This is a genomic window from Chitinibacter sp. SCUT-21 (assembly GCA_041874755.1).
Lineage (GTDB): Bacteria > Pseudomonadota > Gammaproteobacteria > Burkholderiales > Chitinibacteraceae > Chitinibacter.
Genome location: CP102611.1, coordinates 2,377,918 through 2,395,981, shown reverse-complemented (window position 1 = coordinate 2,395,981; position 18,064 = coordinate 2,377,918). Strand labels below are relative to the sequence as shown.

The 18,064-nt window shown below is 50.1% G+C and carries 20 protein-coding genes; 6 read left to right on the top strand and 14 right to left on the bottom strand.

The window, feature by feature from the left end; genetic code table 11:
• From NT239_11150 to mraZ, 5 genes are read right to left on the bottom strand one after another with little or no spacing between them, the layout of a single operon-like run.
• Complete coding sequence (locus tag NT239_11150) at nucleotides 1-1,488, bottom strand: UDP-N-acetylmuramoyl-L-alanyl-D-glutamate--2,6-diaminopimelate ligase (protein XGA70332.1); 1,488 nt, start codon at nucleotides 1,486-1,488, stop codon at nucleotides 1-3.
• Complete coding sequence (locus NT239_11145) at nucleotides 1,485-3,353, bottom strand: penicillin-binding protein 2 (GenBank protein ID XGA70331.1); 1,869 nt, start codon at nucleotides 3,351-3,353, stop codon at nucleotides 1,485-1,487. The genes NT239_11150 and NT239_11145 overlap by 4 nt, the downstream gene beginning before the upstream one ends.
• On the bottom strand, nucleotides 3,350-3,652 hold the full coding sequence (gene ftsL, locus NT239_11140; GenBank protein XGA70330.1) for a cell division protein FtsL: 303 nt from the start codon (nucleotides 3,650-3,652) through the stop codon (nucleotides 3,350-3,352). Before ftsL ends, NT239_11145 begins: the two co-directional genes overlap by 4 nt.
• Nucleotides 3,649-4,593: a 16S rRNA (cytosine(1402)-N(4))-methyltransferase RsmH gene (rsmH, locus tag NT239_11135; GenBank protein ID XGA70329.1), complete on the bottom strand. Its 945-nt coding sequence runs from the start codon at nucleotides 4,591-4,593 to the stop codon at nucleotides 3,649-3,651. The genes ftsL and rsmH overlap by 4 nt, the downstream gene beginning before the upstream one ends.
• Nucleotides 4,590-5,027, bottom strand: coding sequence for a division/cell wall cluster transcriptional repressor MraZ (mraZ, locus tag NT239_11130; protein ID XGA70328.1), 438 nt, complete (start codon nucleotides 5,025-5,027; stop codon nucleotides 4,590-4,592). Before mraZ ends, rsmH begins: the two co-directional genes overlap by 4 nt.
• A gap of 348 nt (nucleotides 5,028-5,375) precedes the next feature.
• Between mraZ and NT239_11125 the strand changes: the two genes are divergently transcribed.
• Entirely contained in the window at nucleotides 5,376-5,564 is a 189-nt protein-coding gene (locus NT239_11125; GenBank protein XGA70327.1) for a hypothetical protein, read from the top strand.
• A gap of 1 nt (nucleotide 5,565) precedes the next feature.
• Here the strand turns inward: NT239_11125 and NT239_11120 are convergent, their stop codons facing one another.
• The 6 genes from NT239_11120 to NT239_11095 all read right to left on the bottom strand — a co-directional run bounded on the left by NT239_11120 (nucleotide 5,566) and on the right by NT239_11095 (nucleotide 10,677).
• Nucleotides 5,566-5,808: a hypothetical protein gene (locus NT239_11120; GenBank protein XGA70326.1), complete on the bottom strand. Its 243-nt coding sequence runs from the start codon at nucleotides 5,806-5,808 to the stop codon at nucleotides 5,566-5,568.
• 212 nt (nucleotides 5,809-6,020) lie between these two features.
• Nucleotides 6,021-6,878, bottom strand: a complete 858-nt coding sequence (rpoH, locus tag NT239_11115; protein ID XGA70325.1) for an RNA polymerase sigma factor RpoH — start codon at nucleotides 6,876-6,878, stop codon at nucleotides 6,021-6,023.
• 223 nt (nucleotides 6,879-7,101) lie between these two features.
• Nucleotides 7,102-8,466 carry a diguanylate cyclase gene (locus tag NT239_11110; protein ID XGA70324.1) on the bottom strand — a complete coding sequence of 455 codons (1,365 nt, stop codon included), beginning with the start codon at nucleotides 8,464-8,466 and terminating at the stop codon, nucleotides 7,102-7,104.
• A complete protein-coding gene (locus tag NT239_11105; GenBank protein ID XGA70323.1) occupies nucleotides 8,459-9,211 on the bottom strand; it encodes a GntR family transcriptional regulator in 753 nt (250 codons plus the stop codon). Before NT239_11105 ends, NT239_11110 begins: the two co-directional genes overlap by 8 nt.
• A 203-nt stretch (nucleotides 9,212-9,414) precedes the next feature.
• Complete coding sequence (locus NT239_11100; GenBank protein XGA70322.1) at nucleotides 9,415-9,717, bottom strand: transcriptional regulator; 303 nt, start codon at nucleotides 9,715-9,717, stop codon at nucleotides 9,415-9,417.
• Between the two features lie 9 nt (nucleotides 9,718-9,726).
• A complete protein-coding gene (locus NT239_11095) occupies nucleotides 9,727-10,677 on the bottom strand; it encodes a sodium-dependent bicarbonate transport family permease (protein XGA70321.1) in 951 nt (316 codons plus the stop codon).
• A 224-nt stretch (nucleotides 10,678-10,901) separates the two neighbouring features.
• On the opposite strand from NT239_11095, the gene NT239_11090 reads away from it, so the two are divergent.
• Both NT239_11090 and NT239_11085 read left to right on the top strand, forming a co-directional pair.
• On the top strand, nucleotides 10,902-12,530 hold the full coding sequence (locus NT239_11090) for a methyl-accepting chemotaxis protein (GenBank protein XGA70320.1): 1,629 nt from the start codon (nucleotides 10,902-10,904) through the stop codon (nucleotides 12,528-12,530).
• A gap of 133 nt (nucleotides 12,531-12,663) precedes the next feature.
• Nucleotides 12,664-13,416 carry a DedA family protein gene (locus tag NT239_11085; protein ID XGA70319.1) on the top strand — a complete coding sequence of 251 codons (753 nt, stop codon included), beginning with the start codon at nucleotides 12,664-12,666 and terminating at the stop codon, nucleotides 13,414-13,416.
• 69 nt (nucleotides 13,417-13,485) lie between these two features.
• On the opposite strand, the gene NT239_11080 is transcribed toward NT239_11085, so the two are convergent.
• From NT239_11080 to rsmD, 3 genes are all read right to left on the bottom strand, one after another.
• Nucleotides 13,486-14,547, bottom strand: a complete 1,062-nt coding sequence (locus NT239_11080; GenBank protein ID XGA70318.1) for a tetratricopeptide repeat protein — start codon at nucleotides 14,545-14,547, stop codon at nucleotides 13,486-13,488.
• A 139-nt stretch (nucleotides 14,548-14,686) separates the two neighbouring features.
• Nucleotides 14,687-14,938 carry a YfhL family 4Fe-4S dicluster ferredoxin gene (locus NT239_11075; GenBank protein XGA70317.1) on the bottom strand — a complete coding sequence of 84 codons (252 nt, stop codon included), beginning with the start codon at nucleotides 14,936-14,938 and terminating at the stop codon, nucleotides 14,687-14,689.
• Between the two features lie 75 nt (nucleotides 14,939-15,013).
• Nucleotides 15,014-15,598 carry a 16S rRNA (guanine(966)-N(2))-methyltransferase RsmD gene (rsmD, locus tag NT239_11070; GenBank protein XGA70316.1) on the bottom strand — a complete coding sequence of 195 codons (585 nt, stop codon included), beginning with the start codon at nucleotides 15,596-15,598 and terminating at the stop codon, nucleotides 15,014-15,016.
• A 66-nt stretch (nucleotides 15,599-15,664) separates the two neighbouring features.
• Between rsmD and ftsY the strand changes: the two genes are divergently transcribed.
• The 3 genes from ftsY to ftsE are packed head-to-tail and all read left to right on the top strand — an operon-like array spanning nucleotide 15,665 to nucleotide 18,058.
• Nucleotides 15,665-16,834: a signal recognition particle-docking protein FtsY gene (ftsY, locus tag NT239_11065; protein XGA70315.1), complete on the top strand. Its 1,170-nt coding sequence runs from the start codon at nucleotides 15,665-15,667 to the stop codon at nucleotides 16,832-16,834.
• Nucleotides 16,835-16,851: 17 nt separating this feature from the next.
• A complete protein-coding gene (locus NT239_11060) occupies nucleotides 16,852-17,430 on the top strand; it encodes a GNAT family N-acetyltransferase (protein ID XGA70314.1) in 579 nt (192 codons plus the stop codon).
• On the top strand, nucleotides 17,405-18,058 hold the full coding sequence (ftsE, locus tag NT239_11055; GenBank protein XGA70313.1) for a cell division ATP-binding protein FtsE: 654 nt from the start codon (nucleotides 17,405-17,407) through the stop codon (nucleotides 18,056-18,058). The genes NT239_11060 and ftsE overlap by 26 nt, the downstream gene beginning before the upstream one ends.
• The last annotated feature ends 6 nt before the right edge of the window (nucleotides 18,059-18,064 follow it).

Sequence of the window (18,064 nt, the reverse complement as noted above, 5' to 3'; positions counted from 1 at the left end):
CTATTTCCTTGTTGCTTTTCTAGCGAGCGCCGCACTTGCGTGCTCGACATCATCAAAGTGATGACGCTCGCCATTGATTTCTTGATAATTTTCGTGACCTTTACCAGCGATCAGCACCACATCATTCACATGAGCCATCTCGATAGCATCAATGATTGCCAGAGCACGATCGGACTCAATGGCATAATTGGCGTTACCCGTGCCAGGCACGCCCGAAACGCCAGCGACAATGTCTTGAATAATGGTTTTGGGTGATTCAGTGCGGGGGTTGTCGCTGGTAATGACCACAGAGTCGGCCAAACGGCAGGCAATTTCACCCATTAATGGGCGCTTCCCCGTATCGCGATCACCACCGCAGCCAAAGACGCAATACAAACGCGAACCTTGCGGCATCGCTTCACGCAAAGTCATCAGCACCTTTTCTAGGGCATCTGGCGTATGGGCGTAATCAATCACCACCATCGGCTTATCACCACCACCCAAACACTGCATCCGACCAGCAGCAGGGCGAATTTGCTCTAGGGCTTTGCTTGCGTCGGCCAATGACACGCCTTGCGCCAATAACACGCCAAGGCAAGCCAGCAAATTACTGGCGTTAAAGCGCCCCAATAACGCCGATTCAATGCGCGTTGTTCCCTGTGGCGTTTCAACCGTCAAGGCCAAACCTTTCAGCGATGATTCCAGCGCCGTGCAGCGCAAATCGCCTTGCTCAAAACCATACGACCAGATGGTTTTGGCCGTGGTAAAGCCGATTAATTCGCGGCCAAATGGATCATCCGCATTAATCACCGCCGCTTGCAGCCCCTCCCACTCAAATAACTTGGCTTTGGCTGCGCCGTATTCTTGCATCGTGCCGTGATAATCCAAATGATCGCGCGTTAAGTTGGTAAACACGGCGGTGTGAAATTGCACGCCATGCGCACGCGCCTGAACCAGACCGTGCGATGAAACTTCCATCGCCACTTGGGTGGCGCCCTCGGCATTAAATTTGGCAATCCAATGTTGCAAGCTAACTGGATCGAGCGTGGTATGCGTCGAGCTACTGAGCTCGCCAACAAATCCATTGCCTAAAGTACCCAATACGCCAGCTTTGCCGCCGAGCGCATTAAATGCTTGCGCCAGCCAATTGGCAATGGAAGTTTTACCATTGGTACCCGTAATACCCACCACGGGTAATGCTCTGACATCATTACCCATTAAAACTGACACCAATATACCCACTTGGTTACGCAATTGCGCTACGGCAATATTGGGCACTTGATGCTCAGCATGCCATGCAAAGTCTTCAGCGTCCCAAATCACGGCGGCGGCACCATTGCGAATGGCATCAGCAATAAACTGTCGGCCATCAACGTATTCGCCTTGATAGGCCAAAAACACATCGCCAGTGCTAACTTTACGACTATCAACCACCAGGCGACGATCACCTACCAAGGCTTTGATCACGGCAAAATCAATCTGAGGTAAGGCCCAGCTCATTGGCTTCATGCGTCTTCCTTCACGTCTTCGACCCCATTGCCGGGGAGCAAAATATTCGTTGTTGGCGCATCAGGTGGTACACCTAATAAACGCAAACTTCCCGCTACGACATTACTAAACACCGGCGCAGCCACTAAGCCGCCATAGCGCATCGCAAACGATGGCTCATCAATCATCACCGCCACAATCAGGCGTGGATTAGATATCGGCGCCAAGCCAACAAAAGAACCAACCCGCGCGGTATCGGAATACACGCCATTGACTAATTTCTTGGCCGTTCCCGTTTTGCCGCCAACCCGATAGCCAACCACTTGCGCGCGCGTGGCGGTACCGCCGGGTTGGGTCACCATTTCGAGCATTTTGCGTACTTGTGCTGCAGTCTCGGCAGAAATCACTTGTTTGCCCGGCGCAGGAGCAACCAATTTGGTAAAGGTCACTGGATGGACTTCGCCGTTACCGGCAAAAATCTGATAAGCGCGCGCCATTTGCATCACCGACACGGAAACACCGTAGCCGTAGGACATGGTTGCTTGCTCGATCGGACGCCAAGTTTTCCAAGGCCGTACCCGACCCGGAGACTCACCAGGGAAGCCGGTATTGAGCTTTTCGCCAAAGCCGACGTCATGAAAGAAATTCGACATTTCTTCCCGCTCCATCATCAGCGCCATTTTCACCGCGCCAACGTTAGACGACTTTTGCATAATGTGTTCAACAGTCGCGGCACCAACGGGGTGATCATCCCGAATCGTGGCTGGACCAATGCTCATCGTGCCGCCTCCCGTTTGGATCACTGTGGTGGGCTTCACTTTGCCGGCATTGAGTGCCATTGCGACCGTGAGCGCTTTCATTGTTGAGCCGGGCTCATATAAATCAGTGAGCGCGCGATTGCGCTTGTGTGCGGGGTCAATCTTGGCACGGCTATTGGGGTTGTAAGACGGCGCATTGGCCATTGCCAACACTTCCCCGGTGCGAGCATCCAACACCACAATCGCGCCGCCGACAGCTTGACTGCTATCAACCGCGTTTTTGAGCTCACGATAGGCTAAGTACTGAATCCGGCGATCTATCGACAATTGCAGTGTTTGGCCTTCTTGCGGCGGCACAATCGTTGAAACGTCTTCAACAATATAACCACGGCGATCGCGAATCACGGTACGCGATCCTGGCTTACCCGCCAGCATCGCGTTTTTGGTCAACTCAAAACCTTCCTGACCTTTGCTATCGAGATTGGTAAAGCCCACCACATGCGCCATTACCTCACCCGCTGGGTAGTAACGGCGATATTCTGTTTGGGAATAAATTCCGGGCACATTCAAGGCCAAAACCCGCTTAGCATCAGCGGGGGAGATGTGACGTTTCAACCAGACAAAATCAGGTTTTACTTCCTGACCTTGCTTGTTTTTTCGAGTGTTATTTAATTTGGCCAAAACTTCTTCAGGAGTAAGCGCCAACAATGAGGCAACCTTCTTCACCTCATCGACGGAAATTGGTACTAACTCATCTTCGTCACCCTGCTTCCAATCCCGCGGACGGCTTTGTCCAGCAGGCAGTACTTGCATACTGCGCGGGCTTAGCCAAATGGATTGAACAGGCGTCGAAATCGCCAAAGGCTCGCCGTTGCGATCGGTAATCATGCCGCGATTCGGTTCCAGCTTGAGCGTGCGGCGATAACGTGCGTCACCTTGATCTTGCAAAAAGCCTTCGTTCCACGCTTGCAGATACAAACTACGACCCAATAAGGCGGCGAACAAACCCAACAGGCACGACAGGACAAACCAAACGCGCCAACGTTCTAGCTTAGGCTTAACTGCGTATTTATCTTGACGGCGCCCAGTGGAAACCGTTCGAGCTTGAGTTCGGGTTTGGCGCATCATGGCAGATCGGTCACCACAGGTTTGCTGACCTGCTGGCCATGCTCAAGAATCACTTGGGTGCGGTTAGCAGGCGCCACCACCATACCCATTTTTTGGCTCGCCTCAGCCTCGACACGCGAATGCATCGCCCAAGTACTTTGCTCTAGTTGCAACTGACCCCACTCGACATTGAGTTTACGAGTTAGTGCATCTTGCTTTTGCAATTCGATAAATAATTTGCGCGCTTTGTGCTGGCTCGTCACCACGCCCATTGCGCACACAATCACAATCAACAGCAAAAAGAGATTGAGCCGAGTCACAAAGGGCCCTCGGTACGTTCAGCAACGCGCAAAATCGCGCTACGTGCACGAGGATTCGATTTCACCTCTTGCTCGCTGGCGCGAATTGGTTTGCAAACGATTTTTAACGGCGCTTGCGCAATTTCGCTTGCCATCACCGGCAAGCGCGACGGCAGGCGATCACCCGTCGATTTATCCTGCATAAAGCGCTTAACAATACGGTCTTCCAGCGAGTGAAATGCAATCACCGACAAGCGACCGCCGGGTTTTAATAAAGACAGCGCCTGTGGCAACGTTAGCGATAACTCCTCAAGCTCGCGATTGACGTAAATCCGTACAGCTTGGAAGGTACGCGTCGCCGGGTCCTGGCCCGGCTCACGGGTGCGGACTGCCGTTGCCACGACCGCGGCAAGTTCGCCTGTTGTAGTAAAAGGTTTGACTGCCCTACGCGTAACAATCGCTGCTGCAACCTGCCGAGCAAACCGTTCTTCGCCATAATCTTTTACCACCTCTGCAATTTCTTTTTCATCAGCCGAATTTAACCATTCGGCAGCAGTAATACCCCGCGTGGTATCCATGCGCATATCAAGCGGAGCATCAAACCGGAAGCTAAACCCCCGAGAACCATCGTCAAGCTGTGGTGAGGAAACGCCCAAATCCATCAGCAAGCCATCAATTTGTGTCACACCAAGTTTGGCCAGCGAATCAGCTAGCGTGACAAAACCTTCGTGCACAATCGTAAAGCGCGAATCGCCAATCGTCGCAGCCTCAGCAATCGCATATGGGTCTTTATCAAATGAAATCAAGCGGCCATTGGGGCCGAGCTTAGACAGAATCAGCCGCGAATGACCGCCGCGACCGAAAGTACAATCGACATACACACCATCGGGCTGGATCGCGAGCGCGTCCACCGCCTCATCGAGCAATACCGTGCGATGCACGAAGTTTTGCGTATCGCTCACAACAAAATTCCTTCCATATTATTTTCAAGTTCTTGTGCATCCATCGCCATGATGGCTTCGGTAGTCGCGATCCATTTCGCGTCATCCCACAGCTCGAACTTATTGCCCATCCCCACAAGGGCCACTTCTTTGTCCAATTTGGCCACTTGGCGCAAACGTGGCGGGATCAACACCCGACCCGACGCATCCATCTCGACCTCTTCAGCCTGACCCACGATAAAACGGCGGATACCCGCCTTTGTACCGGTCAATTGATTCAATTGATCGCGAATCGGAATCCACGCGGGCTCTGGATACACCAATAAACAACCTGCAGGGTCAGCGGTAATGATGAGCTTGCCTTCTGACTGGGCGAGCAAAGTATCGCGATGCTTGGCTGGAATCGCCAATCGCCCTTTGCTGTCCAGATTTAAGGAAGACACACCACTAAACATGACTTAATCACCACCTGCTGGGCGCGGTTTAAACGGCTGGGTTTTGAAATGGCTTAATTTGAACCACTTCGGTCGTATTCTGGCAGAAAAGTGCACTTTCCCCCACTTTTTCCCACTGCGCCCCACTATAGAGGAAAAAAAAACCCGACACAAGCAGTGCCGGGCATTTTCCCGTTTTGATACAATGATTTAACACATTAGACTTACAAAAAATCAGCCTATTTAAAATCAAACACAAAGCACAAAAAGTTAAAGTATCACTTTAAATTCAACGGCTTTTCTGACAAAACCTTCACAAACCACAGGGCTTTTAGTGAAAAAACTTACAAGAAAAGACAGAGCTTCCCGATGAGCGGCAAAATCAACCTTCTTTTCCTCTTGTTGCTAACAGGCCTTCTCATTTGGCAATGGCTCGGCCCTCAGCGCAGAAAAGAAGCTCACCGCACCGTACAAATAGCGGCAAAGGTATTGATTGCAACGGCACTACTAGCAATCTTATTCCATCAATACGCCACCGGGGTATTTACACAAGGCTAAGTTAGACTTTACACGCCACAAATGCATTCACCGCACGATCAGTTTGACGCCGAGCTTCGCAACGACGATCCGGCTGTGTACGAGTATCTAACATGGCGGAACCGCGTTCTTGACGGCGATTCTGCTGGCGACGGTCCACTTGACTGCGACGCTCCACGCCATTCCAGACAGCTCCTGCAGACTGCGAAGTAGAAGCAACGGCGGCAGATGATGCGTCGCCTGCGGGAAGTTGCGATTGAGGCAATTCAGAGCCGATAGCCGCAAACTTCTGAACAACATAGTCAGAAAATGAGTGGCGAGGCGCAAAAATATAACTGGGTTTCATGTAATTAAATACAAAAGATCAAGTACTTAGCACATTATCGGCCAAATGCAAGATTTCTTGAAGTAATTTCCGACACAATAAAAAAGGGAGGCTTAGCCTCCCTTTTGGACCACAACAGTACAATCGCTTATTTAAGCCATCGCAGGCAATAAGGCCTGCTTCATTTTTTGCAGCGCCTTCGCTTCGATTTGGCGAATACGCTCAGCCGACACATTAAACTCGGCCGCCAAATCGTGCAGCGTAGACGATTCACCGTCATCAGTTAGCCAGCGCGCCTCGATAATGCGGCGACTACGCTCGTCCAAAGATTCCAGCGCGGCACCAATGCCCACCGATTGCAATTGGTCGAGTCGTTGACGCGCCAGCACTGCAGTCGGTTCGCTGTGCGAATCAGCCAACCAGTCAATCGGTGCGTAACCTTCGTCGTCGCCGTCATCGGCAACCAAGGCCACATCCTGCCCAGTCATGCGCGTTTCCATTTCCAACACTTCTTCAGGCTTGACGCCCAAATCGTCGGCAATTTCTTTGGCTTGCACATGTGTGAGCGCGGCAAAGCTCGATTTCATCGAGCGCAAATTGAAGAATAATTTGCGTTGCGCTTTGGTCGTCGCGATACGGACCAAACGCCAGTTGCGCAAAATATACTCGTGAATTTCAGCTTTAATCCAATGCACGGCAAAGGAATACAGGCGCACACCACGGCTTGGCTCGAAGCGTTTTACCGCTTTCATCAAACCGATATTACCTTCTTGAATTAAATCTGCTTGTGGCAGGCCATACCCACTGTAACCACGCGCAATCGATACCACAACGCGCAAGTGCGATAACACCAGCTGACGCGCCGCCTCTAAGTCATTGTGTTCTTGATGGCGAGTCGCCAAATCGTGCTCTTCTTCGGGCGAGAGCATCGGAAACGCATTCACACGCTGAACATAACGCTCAATACTGTCGCCAACAGATAGAGTTGGTAGCGTTAGTGCAGTACTCATGATCGATCTCCTGTCCAAACATTCAGTACGAGCCAAATATTAGCACTCCTAATCATAGAGTGCTAAGCCTGTTTTAAGTTCAATGATTGAATCACAGAACGCCGTCATATTGCACGGTAATTATTACTATCTAGTGCATAGAAAAAAACTAAGCCCCTGTTCGTGGGGCTAGTTAGCTAAAATCATTGTGCACCTGAGTAAAAACAAAATAAAGGTAAATAAATCATAGCTTAGCAAGGCATACCCGGTTGCGACCTTCATCTTTGGCGCGATATAAGGCATGATCTGCACGCACAATCGCATCCTGCACCGATTCTTGCTCCCCCACCCGCGCCACACCTTGGCTAATGGTATAACCAAACCGCTCGCCATTTTTGGCGTTTACAACTTTACTCTGCTCAATCAAGAGACGAATCCGTTCTGCAATCTCCTGCGCATGTTCGATTCCAGTGTCAGGAAGCAAAATAATGAATTCCTCACCCCCTGTTCGTGCCATCAAATCAGTTGAGCGCAGTGCTTGACCGCACCAGCGAGCCAACTGAAGCAAAGCCTGATCTCCACACTCATGACCATATTGATCATTGATTCTTTTAAAATGATCAATATCCATCGCGATCAGCGACAGCGGGACTTTTTTTCGTTTCGCACGATCATCTTCTTGCTTGGCTCGTTCATAAAGTGCGCGCCGATTCAATAAACCGGTCAATGGATCAGTACGAGCCGCCACTTCAAGCTGAGCAATTAACTCGGTGTTTTTATTGATGAGCTCAATCAAATTATCGTTAACCGAATTTAAGGCATTAGCAGTGATTTTTTCGGGAGTTAAATCAGTGGCCAACTCAAAAAAGATTTGCTCCGTATCCGCGGCGGAATTTAAAGCAATTAATAATGATCGCATCCAGTACGGGCTGCCATCGGCGCGGACACCAGAAAATTCGAGTGTTGCAGGGGTTCCCTGCTCGGCCAGGGTCAAGTAGTAACTAATCTGCATCCCTTCAGCCTGCAAGCCGAAATGGCTTCGCAATTCACCAATCATATTTTTACTATGCTGGCCAATCAGACGTGCATACTGATCACTCACATACGTAAAACGCCCTTGCCTATCCATTAATGAGATCAAGGCGTAATCCTGCAAAGCGCGTAACCAACTCGATTGGCTATCCACCTGTGTTTTCAGTGCTTTGCGTAGTTGCTTCTCGCTTGATACATCAATCGCAAACCCCAAAATACCGATCAGTTGCCCCTCTTCGTCGTAGGCACAACGGCGAAAGCAGCGCAAGGTTCGGCTTTCGCCATGTATTTTTGGCAATTGAAGGTCGCTACTTCGCTCATCTTGGTGAGCCAATACGGCCAACTCTTCAAGCTGTATTTGCTCTCCCATCCAATCAGGCAGCACATCTGCATCACAGCGACCGAGTAACTCATTTTGCGGCACGCCAAAATAGGCGCTTAAAGTTGCATTGCTCCAGACATAGTGTAAATGCAGGTCTTTTTGCCAAGCCGCAATCGGTAAAGCCTCGAGCAAAGCCCGCTCGTTCAGCGTCGAGAAGCTTAAGGCAGAAATCGCGCGCATACTGGCCTCAGTCATTAAACTCAACCACGTATCGATAATAATCGCTACGGAAGTAAGAATACGTCAGCTCAATCGCCCGCCCATTGGGTAGAAAACTCACGCGAGTTAAACGCAGTAGCGCTTTTCCAAGCTCAAAACCACACAGTTCTGCCATAGCGCTATCACAGGAAAAGGCGTCAATTTCTTCAACTGCTTTGGCGATAATGAGTTGCTTATCATGCATATACTGGTATAGCGATGAGCCTATCTCGTCGGGGTTTGGGACAATATTCGCAGGTAGACTGGTAGATTCGTAGCCAACCACAACTTCATTGGCCGTGCGTAACCGTTGTAAGCGGCTGACCTTTGCCCCCGTTTGCAACTTGAGCCGCCATAGCTCGTCCATATTTGGCTCAGTTACTTCACGCCGCAGCCACACCGATCCGGCTTTAAAACCCCTGCTCCGCAATAGGTCAGAAAAATTACTTAAGCGTGAAACAGGTTGATCAATTTTTGGCGTGACTAAATATTCCTGCTGCGTATTAAGCATCAGCCAACTGTCTTTAATCAGCTGATCAAACGCTTTTTGCACCACATCATGCGGAATCGAAAACAACTCTGAAAATTGAGCAACCGATGGCAAAGCTTCGTCAGGCAACCAATAGCCTGCGGTGATGGCGATTTTCAGTTTTTGGAAAAACTGCACCGCAAGAGGTTGCGGAGAGGCGAGCTCAGGGGCCAGCGCCAGCAGTTTTCGATCGGTCACGACAGCCGGATCCATATGCTCGTATCCAAATAGTTAGATTTTGAGCATAGCAGCCAGCATTTAAAATGCTAAATTCATTGGAAGTGTGCGCATTACGCACTTCCTTTACCCGCGGGTACTGAGATTACTCACCCAAGCAATATACACAAACAGGTATAAGACCCCAAGCCTTTCCTGTGTTGAATTTGATCAATATACCCAAAAATCAACACGAAAAATTAAAACTTATTGGCCCGCAAAACACGCACCTCAGAGAGCCATTGCACTAAAGCATAGTGCTCACCAAAACGCGCCATAATTTCTTCTGCCAAGGCTTCGGCACTCGCGGTATCAACGATCACTTCGAGCTGGATGTTTTCATTCGCGTCAAAACTGCCCCGCTTCTCGCCATGCGCACCCTTACCGCGCGCAGCAACAATGGTCCACCCGCGTATTTTTCGCTCTTCAAAGAGTTCTACCAGATCATTTTCTAGCAACGCTTCCGTTACAATAGTCAGCATGGTTTTGGCATGAAATGTCATTGCAATTCCTTAGGCCACAGCGGCGGCAAACTGATAATAAAGTGGAATACCAACTAACAAATTAAACGGGAAAGTAATTCCCAATGCAGCACCGAGCGAGAGTGCCGGGTTAGCCTGCGGTACCGCCATCCGCATAGCAGCAGGGGCGGCAATATAACTTGCTGAGGCTGCTAGCGTTGCCAACAAGGTCAAACCGCCCAAAGACAAGCCCATCATCAAACCAAAGCCAATCCCGATCCAGCTAAAGACTAATGGAATTGCAATACCGATGGCCAGAATAAACACCCCTTGCTGACGCAATACGCCAATTTTACCGGCCACAACCAAGCCCATTTCTAACAAAAATAAGGTCAAAACGGGTTTAAATAAATCGAGATACAATTTATCGACGGGTTTAATTCCCTCTGGTCCTGCAAACCAGCCAATCAACAAGCCACCCATCAATAACACCATGCTTTTACCAAGCAAAATCTCGTGCATTAATTTGCCCCAAGCATGGCCCGATGCTTTTTTACCCTGCCCCTCTTTGCCGCCTAAACGCGCTAATAACACACCGACAATCAGGGCGGGCATTTCTAATAGCACCAAAAACAAAGTACTTTGTGATTCATATTCAACGCCTAAGCGCGTTAAATATGCGACCCCAACGGCAAAAGTAACCACCGACACCGAGCCGTAGTGCGCAGCAACACTGGCCGCATCAGCTTGCGCCAATTTCACCCGCAAAATTGGATACGCCAGTAAAGGCAAAATAAAGCCCATCACAATCACCAAAGCGGCCTGCGGCAAAATTTCCAGCAAAGGTTGTTTCGCTAGAACTAAGCCTCCCTTAATACCGATCGCAAGCAATAGAAATACCGATAACGTGTCATACAGGGCACTTGGCAGCTTTAAATCAGATTTTGCGATACCGGCCGCAAGGCCGAGCAAGAAAAAGAGAACGACGGGATCGATTTGCATGTAGAAATGTTTCGCAAAAATTTGGAGACGATCCGCAATGTACTACATTTCAAAAAACAAAAAAACGCCTATAAACAATAGGGTTAGTCACATCAAGCATGTAGCCCAACTTAGCCACAATTTACTGCTTACATATTTTATGCAAAAACATTACAAATATTGATGATCATACCATAGGCAAATGTTAGTATTTTCTAATTATTCGCAGTTAGGAATGCCGCAAAATGAATATTCGTACCCGCATGATGACCGGCTGTTCAGCCCTATTGCTCTTAATCACATTAGTCGCCGCAGTGGGCTTTTGGAGTGAATTAGAAGTTCGCCACGATGCTCAAGCCATTTTGGAGCATGATGTCGCCGTAGGGCGCTCGGCTCTGGAAATCAAATACCTACTTACCCGCGTACGGCAAAAAGAGAAAAGCTTGTTTATCTCGATCGGGGTCTCCGGCGAAGATGGTCCAGAAGCGAATAAAAAAGAGCTCGACGAAATTACTAGCAATTTAGAAAAACACATCAGTGAATTCGGGCAACTCAAATTGAGCCCTGAAGTGCGTGCGTTGCAAATTCAAATGCCTCAACAGGTCAGCATATATAAACAAGCAGTGAATGGCATTTATCAACAAATCATCGCGGGCGGCATCACGAGTGCGAGCCAAGCGGATGAGCAATTGATTCCATTCAAAAAACCGCTATACGATCTAAAAGACGCGGTTGATAAAGCCGCGGAACAAGCACAACAAGATGAGCTAAAGGCCAAAGCCGATCTCGAAGCGCAAGCCACATGGATTCATACCACTTTTATTAGTTTGGTTATCTTCGCTGGTGTGCTGGGAGCGATGATCACGGTATGGCTAGCCCGTTCAATTTTACGCCCTATCGAGCAAATTCAACGAGAGATCGCATTAATCGAAAGCGATCATGATTTAACGCGTCGCATTCATTATCAAGGCAGGGACGAACTAGGCGCTACGGCGGTAACAATCAACCAAATGCTCGAAGCACTCAGCAATACCCTGCAGCAAATTCAAAACCGCTCAGTGCAAGTTCGCACCTGGAGTGAACATCTCGCCAACTCTTCCGCCTTGGTTCGTGAAGGCTCCGCGCAACAAACAGAAAATGCCAGTGAGGTCGCAGCCAGCTTGGCAGATATCACACGCAATGTTGGTCATGTTAGTGACCTTAGCCTCAATGCCCAGCAACTGTCTGCCGAATCTGGCTCGTCAGCACAAGAGGGCGTCAAACAAATTCAGCATATGGTCAAAGACATCGGTCAAATTGCCGTTTCGATCGGGCATGCTGCCAAATCAGCAGAAGAGCTGGATGCGTCCTCTGACCGTATTTCAGGCATTACCGCGGTCATCAAAGACGTGGCCGATCAAACAAATTTGCTCGCCTTAAATGCCGCGATTGAGGCTGCACGTGCCGGCGAGCAAGGACGAGGCTTTGCCGTTGTCGCCGATGAGGTGCGTAAACTAGCGGAAAAAACCAGCCAATCAGCCCTAGAAATTACGCAAATGATCAGTGCTATTCAACAAAGCGCCAAATCCATGGCTCAGCAAATGCGTGAATCTGTATCTTACGTAGAGGGTGGGCAGCAGATTGCGCAATCAGCGGGGGCGTCGATCGAAGCGATTAGTGCACGGACCAAACAAGTAGTTGAGCGCATTGATGAGGTGAGCACAGCATTGCAGGAACAATCGCACTCTAGTCAGCATGTATCGAGTGCGGTGCAACAAATGTCACACATGATCGCCGACAACACCCAAGTCATGTTCGGAGTAGCATCAACCGCCCAAGAATTAGGGCGTCTTGCCGACGATATGCATCGCGAAATAGCCAAATTTAAAGTTTAACGCCATCTGCCGCTCGCGCACGCCAAATGCCGTGTGTGAGCGGACGCCAACCACTGTTCGATAATTCATTCGCAATCGGGAACCTTCCAACCGCCGCCACCTCAAAGCAAGGCATTTATTTTTGGGTCGGGTCATGGAACAGTGGTTACAAAGCTTGTTGGGGCATTCCAGCGAAATTGCACTTTTAGTGCTTTTTGTGATTGTGTTAGCCGAATCAACGGCCATTGTGGGTTTACTGATTCCCGGCACCGTATTGATGTTTAGTCTGGGCGCCTTGGTGGGCAATGGGCAAATTGATTTTTGGAGCGCCTGCGCAGTCGGCTTTATTGCCGCCTTATTGGGCGACGGTCTTTCTTACTTGCTCGGTTCTCGCTATCGCAGCCAATTGCATCGCCTACCAATTATCCGCCCACACCGTCGATTACTCATCCAAGCCAGACTCGTTCTGCGTCATCATGGCCCTATCGGGATTTTCGTCGGTCGTTTTTTAGGCCCGACCCGTCCTGTGCTGCCAATGGTGGCGGGCATGCTATCCATGCCCAGTCGTCGTTTCTGGCCCGCCTGTACTCTCGCCTGCTTATTATGGACACCCACCTATCTGATGCCAGGCATCTTGGCCGGCGCGGCCATTGGTCTAGCGAGCCATGGCACCTTCTCTTTCCCAATGCTGCTCACCCTAGCGGCAATCTGTTTGGGCTTATTGGTTTGGCTTGGGAGTCAGGCATTGCGATTTGTGTTAAAGCAGCGCTCAATCAGCAAAATGCCACGACATGTAAGCTGGGGTTCACTTAGTAGCGCCGCGGCTTGTAGCGTTGCGGCATGGCAAATTTTAATCCACCCATTGGCGCCAAGTTACGGAGCCCGTGTTTGGCAGGTATTAAGCTAATTAACAGGGTATAAGCACAGAGGGCTTCTACTTATAAGCCCTCATTCACATACCCATTAAAAACCCAAATCAAACTGCCTCAAGCTCATGGACGCGGAGCTGCAAAGATTGGCGTTTAAAGCTCGCTAGGCGTTGATTCATCCCGTGCTGCAGCAATTCATCAGCCAAATCAAAATGCATCCCCCAGTGCTGAAACTCCAACTCAGTTTGTCCTGTTGCCTGGTAGCATTTCGCCAACCCTTCATACGCCTGCATCAGCAGATAGCGGTAAATATTGGGCGTAGCTAACGTCATCTCCATGGCTTGCGACATAAAGTACTGTGCTTTGTGGGGCATATTCATCGTTAAATAAAGCTCGCCCAAACCAATCATCGCCACCGCACGAGCCCATACATTGCTGGTGTGCCCATTCAATGTTAATGCGCGCTTGAATAGCTCACAGGCTACGTCTAACTTGCCCTCAGCCCGCCGTAAATAGGCGCGATAGTAATAAATTTCTGGCTCGTATTCGCAAAATGCAATGCCTTCCAACAAAGCTTCTGCTTGGTCTAAATATTGATGCGCTAGATAATATTGTCGGCGCTGATAAGCATATGCGGCCAAATTAATCATTAAGCATACTTTGGGCTCGATTCGATTAATCAGCTTAATTTCTTGCTGGGCTTTATCTGAATAGGCCAAACAGGATTGAGGATCTTCAAAAGTCCAAAACAATTTCCCAATACCGATATACGCCACGACACGAGCATAAGGCCAGTCACGATCAATCCCCGCCTCCAGTAAGCGCAGCCAATAATCCATTGCCGCATCAAATTGATTGGTGCCATACAAAATATCAGCATGAGTATTCATCGCCTCAATCCAAATATCATCTTGTTGATGACGTTGGGCTAACGCAATCGTCGCCAATGCAGCGGCTTCAATTTGCTCTGGCGGTGTTTGAGGCATTGCACGATAGGCCATTAATTCAACCAAAGCGGCCTCGGTCTCCAAATCTCCACGACCTAGCATTTCAGCACGCCCTTTGGCCTGCAAAGCAATGCGAATAGATTCGGATGGATTTGAATGCACTAAGGTCTTCGCAATATCTAGCGTTTGCTTGATTTGCGCCCTCAGATTGAATTGCCCCATATGTATTCTCCTTACTGCGTACTGCCAATACTCTTAGGTTGAGACCTAAGTATTATTAAAATATTATTTAATGCTAATTATAAGGGAATAAAAAAACGGGCATATAGCCCGTTTATCTGAATAAATTGCCGACAGTCGGTTAAGCTTGACCTGAAATAATCAGATATTTCTGATTCAATTCTTCTTTGCTTTCTTTGTGATCCGGGTCAAGCGGAATACAGTCAACTGGGCAAACTTGCTGGCACTGTGGCTCGTCGTAGTGGCCTACGCACTCGGTACACAGATTAGGGTCGATTACATAGATTTCTTCGCCTTGAGAAATCGCGCTATTGGGACATTCTGGTTCGCATACATCGCAGTTGATGCACTCGTCCGTAATCATCAGAGCCATGATAGATAATCCTTAACAAAACAATCGAGTAACTAGATATGGGAATTGTCCCACTTTCGCGCAGTAACGACAACCTTACTCTGCAATCTCAGCGCTTATTTTTTGATCACAGACCGATGCGCGGCATAATACGGCATATTTAACGGTTCCGGCTTTGCCTTCACGCAAAATTTCCCAGCCGCTCAGATCGGGCCACTCGGCGCATTCAATATACACGCGCGCATCTTCAGCTAAAAAAGGCACGACTTGCGGTAACACTTTGCCCAGTAAAGGCGTGGCAAACGGCGGATCGAGCAACACCAAATCAAATTGCAGCGTATTGCGCGCCAAATAGCGCTCGGCATCGCTCAAAATCACATCCACATGATTCGCCCCCAACATTTGCGCGTTGGCTTTCAGCGCTGCGTGCACCGGTTTGGCCATTTCCACCATCACCACTTTCTTGGCATTGCGGCTGGCCGCTTCAAAGCCAAGGCCTCCGCTGCCAGAAAATAAATCCAAACACACCTGCCCGGTCAGGTCTTGCCCTAGCCAATTGAACACCGTTTCGCGCACGCGATCGGGCGTTGGGCGCAGGGCCAAAGAGTCAGGAAACTTCAAAAGTCGGCGTTTATATTGACCGCCAATAATACGCACCTGATTTTTATGCTGTGCTGACACGGCAGCTCCGGTAAAATCGACAATAATTGTTTATTTTCCGCGATTTGCTGCGAGAGCGCCAAACCCATGTTTAGTTTTTTCAAAAAAAAGAAGCCCGTTGAAACCGTAGCGGAGCAAGATTTAAGCCCAGCGCAGCCAGAAGTTGCCACGGGCACCGCTGCTGAAACCGAAGCGATCAGCAGCCCAAACACTGAAACACCCGCTGCACCAAGCGCAGTAGCACCAGAGGTATTGCCCTCCACGCCAGAACCAGCAAAGGCTGCAGAGCAATACATCGAGACCGACCCAGCTCGCCTTGAGCCTGTGGCGCAGCCGCAAGAAAAACCCAAGCTATCGTGGACCGAGCGCCTGAAACTGGGCTTGGCGAAAACGCGCGATAAATTGGGTAAAAGTTTGGCCAGCGTGTTTGGCGGCGGGCAAATCGACGAAGATTTGTACGACGAACTCGAAACCGTGCTGCTGACCGCCGATATGGGCGTGGATGCAACGCAACATTTGCTCAAAGACGTGCGCGAGCGCGTGTCACTGAAAGGGTTGAAAGATCCGCAAGAACTGAAAGGCGCGTTGAAAGACAGCTTGGTTGAATTGATCGAGCCGTTGCAAGTGCCATTGAATGTCGACGGTCACAAGCCGTTTATTTTGATGGTCGCCGGTGTCAACGGTGCGGGCAAAACGACGTCGATTGGTAAACTCGCCAAATACTTCCAAAGCCAAGGCAAGAGCGTTTTGCTGGCGGCGGGCGACACGTTCCGCGCCGCAGCGCGTGAGCAGCTGGTGGTGTGGGGCGAGCGCAATGGCGTGCACGTGATCGCGCAAGAATCGGGCGACGCGGCGGCGGTGGCGTTTGACGCAGTGAATTCGGCCAAAGCGCGCGGCATCGACGTGGTGATTGTCGACACTGCAGGTCGTTTGCCAACGCAATTGCATTTGATGGAAGAAATCAAAAAAGTAAAACGTGTGGTGCAAAAAGCCGACCCAACTGGCCCGCACGAAGTGCTGTTGGTGCTCGATGCGAACACTGGCCAGAACGCCTTGGCGCAAACCAAATCGTTTGACGATGCGTTAGGCCTGACCGGTTTGGTATTGACCAAGCTCGACGGCACAGCCAAAGGCGGCGTGATTGCTGCCATTGCCAAAAATCGCCCGGTGCCATTACGCTTTATCGGCGTGGGCGAAACCATTGACGATTTGCGCCCGTTTAACGCGCGCGAATACATCAACGCCTTGTTTGAATAAGCGCTGCAGCCAAGTTGATGACGCTGCCCACTTTAAACACCGAGCGATTAACGCTGCGCGCATTGCAAGATACCGATGCGCCGTATCTAGCTGAACTCGGCGGAGAATGGGCGGTAGCGGGCAATACGGGGAGAATTCCTCACCCGTATACCGCAGCGATGGCGGCGGAATTTATCGCCGCTTGCCGCGACAATCAGCTTGCGCAGCGCGAATTCATCTTTGCGATTTGCGCTAACGATGTGCCGCATTTACTCGGCTGCGTCGGTTTAAGCTTTGAAGGCGATGTCGCCGAACTTGGCTATTGGCTCGGCCAGCCCTATTGGGGGCAAGGCTTTGCTAGCGAGGCCGCGCGCGCCGTCGTGCAATTTGCTTTTCAGCAGTTAAAGATGCGCCGATTAACGTCCGATCATTTGCTGCGCAACCCAGCCAGCGGCCGCGTGCTCGCCAAGCTGGGTTTTGAATTTGTTGGCCCGCGGCTAGTAATCTGGCGCGACGGGCAAACTTGCGATTTATTGCAATACCAATTGAATTACGCCGATTGGGCCACCGCCCAACCCACAAAGGATTTGTATGATTCAGTTTCAGCAAGTCAGTAAAAGTTACCCCGGCGGTTTTGACGCCATTAAAAATCTAAGCTTTGAAATCCCCACCGGCGAGCTGGTGTTTTTGGCCGGCCATTCGGGCGCGGGTAAATCAACGCTACTCAAACTGATTGCCGGCATCGAAAAGCCCAGCAGCGGCGCGGTGCTGCTCAATGGGCAAAATCTGGCGCGCATGAGCCGTGGCTCGCTACCGTTTGTGCGCCGCCATTTGGGACTGATTTTCCAAGATCACAAAATCTTGTACGACCGCAGCGTGTTCGACAATGTGCGCCTGCCACTCGATATTATTGGCTTTGATTATCAAGAAGGTCGCCGCCGCGTATTGGCCGCGCTCGATAAAGTTGGCTTGGCGGGCAAAGAAAAACTAAACCCGATTTCACTCTCCGGCGGTGAGCAGCAACGCCTGTGCATCGCGCGCGCCGTCGTGCATCGACCATCGATTTTGCTGGCCGATGAGCCCACAGCCAATCTGGATCGCGATTACGCGCACGATATTTTGGAATTATTCAAATCATTCCACCAAGTGGGCGTCACTTTGGTGATTTCCGCCCACGATGAATCGCTGATGGCCGATTATGGTCGTCGCATTTTGCGCCTCAAAAACGGCCAATTTACCGCTTAAAAAGGG

Coding starts and splice junctions, on each gene's coding strand:
- NT239_11075 (XGA70317.1), bottom strand. CDS start 14,938: ATGGCTCTGATGATTACGGACGAGTGCATCAACTGCGATGTATGCGAA.
- mraZ (XGA70328.1), bottom strand. CDS start 5,027: ATGTTTAGTGGTGTGTCTTCCTTAAATCTGGACAGCAAAGGGCGATTG.
- NT239_11110 (XGA70324.1), bottom strand. CDS start 8,466: ATGACTGAGGCCAGTATGCGCGCGATTTCTGCCTTAAGCTTCTCGACG.
- NT239_11090 (XGA70320.1), top strand. CDS start 10,902: ATGAATATTCGTACCCGCATGATGACCGGCTGTTCAGCCCTATTGCTC.
- NT239_11060 (XGA70314.1), top strand. CDS start 16,852: ATGACGCTGCCCACTTTAAACACCGAGCGATTAACGCTGCGCGCATTG.
- NT239_11145 (XGA70331.1), bottom strand. CDS start 3,353: ATGATGCGCCAAACCCGAACTCAAGCTCGAACGGTTTCCACTGGGCGC.
- NT239_11085 (XGA70319.1), top strand. CDS start 12,664: ATGGAACAGTGGTTACAAAGCTTGTTGGGGCATTCCAGCGAAATTGCA.
- NT239_11105 (XGA70323.1), bottom strand. CDS start 9,211: ATGGATCCGGCTGTCGTGACCGATCGAAAACTGCTGGCGCTGGCCCCT.
- ftsY (XGA70315.1), top strand. CDS start 15,665: ATGTTTAGTTTTTTCAAAAAAAAGAAGCCCGTTGAAACCGTAGCGGAG.
- NT239_11125 (XGA70327.1), top strand. CDS start 5,376: ATGAGCGGCAAAATCAACCTTCTTTTCCTCTTGTTGCTAACAGGCCTT.
- rpoH (XGA70325.1), bottom strand. CDS start 6,878: ATGAGTACTGCACTAACGCTACCAACTCTATCTGTTGGCGACAGTATT.
- NT239_11100 (XGA70322.1), bottom strand. CDS start 9,717: ATGACATTTCATGCCAAAACCATGCTGACTATTGTAACGGAAGCGTTG.
- NT239_11150 (XGA70332.1), bottom strand. CDS start 1,488: ATGAAGCCAATGAGCTGGGCCTTACCTCAGATTGATTTTGCCGTGATC.
- NT239_11080 (XGA70318.1), bottom strand. CDS start 14,547: ATGGGGCAATTCAATCTGAGGGCGCAAATCAAGCAAACGCTAGATATT.
- NT239_11095 (XGA70321.1), bottom strand. CDS start 10,677: ATGCAAATCGATCCCGTCGTTCTCTTTTTCTTGCTCGGCCTTGCGGCC.
- ftsE (XGA70313.1), top strand. CDS start 17,405: ATGATTCAGTTTCAGCAAGTCAGTAAAAGTTACCCCGGCGGTTTTGAC.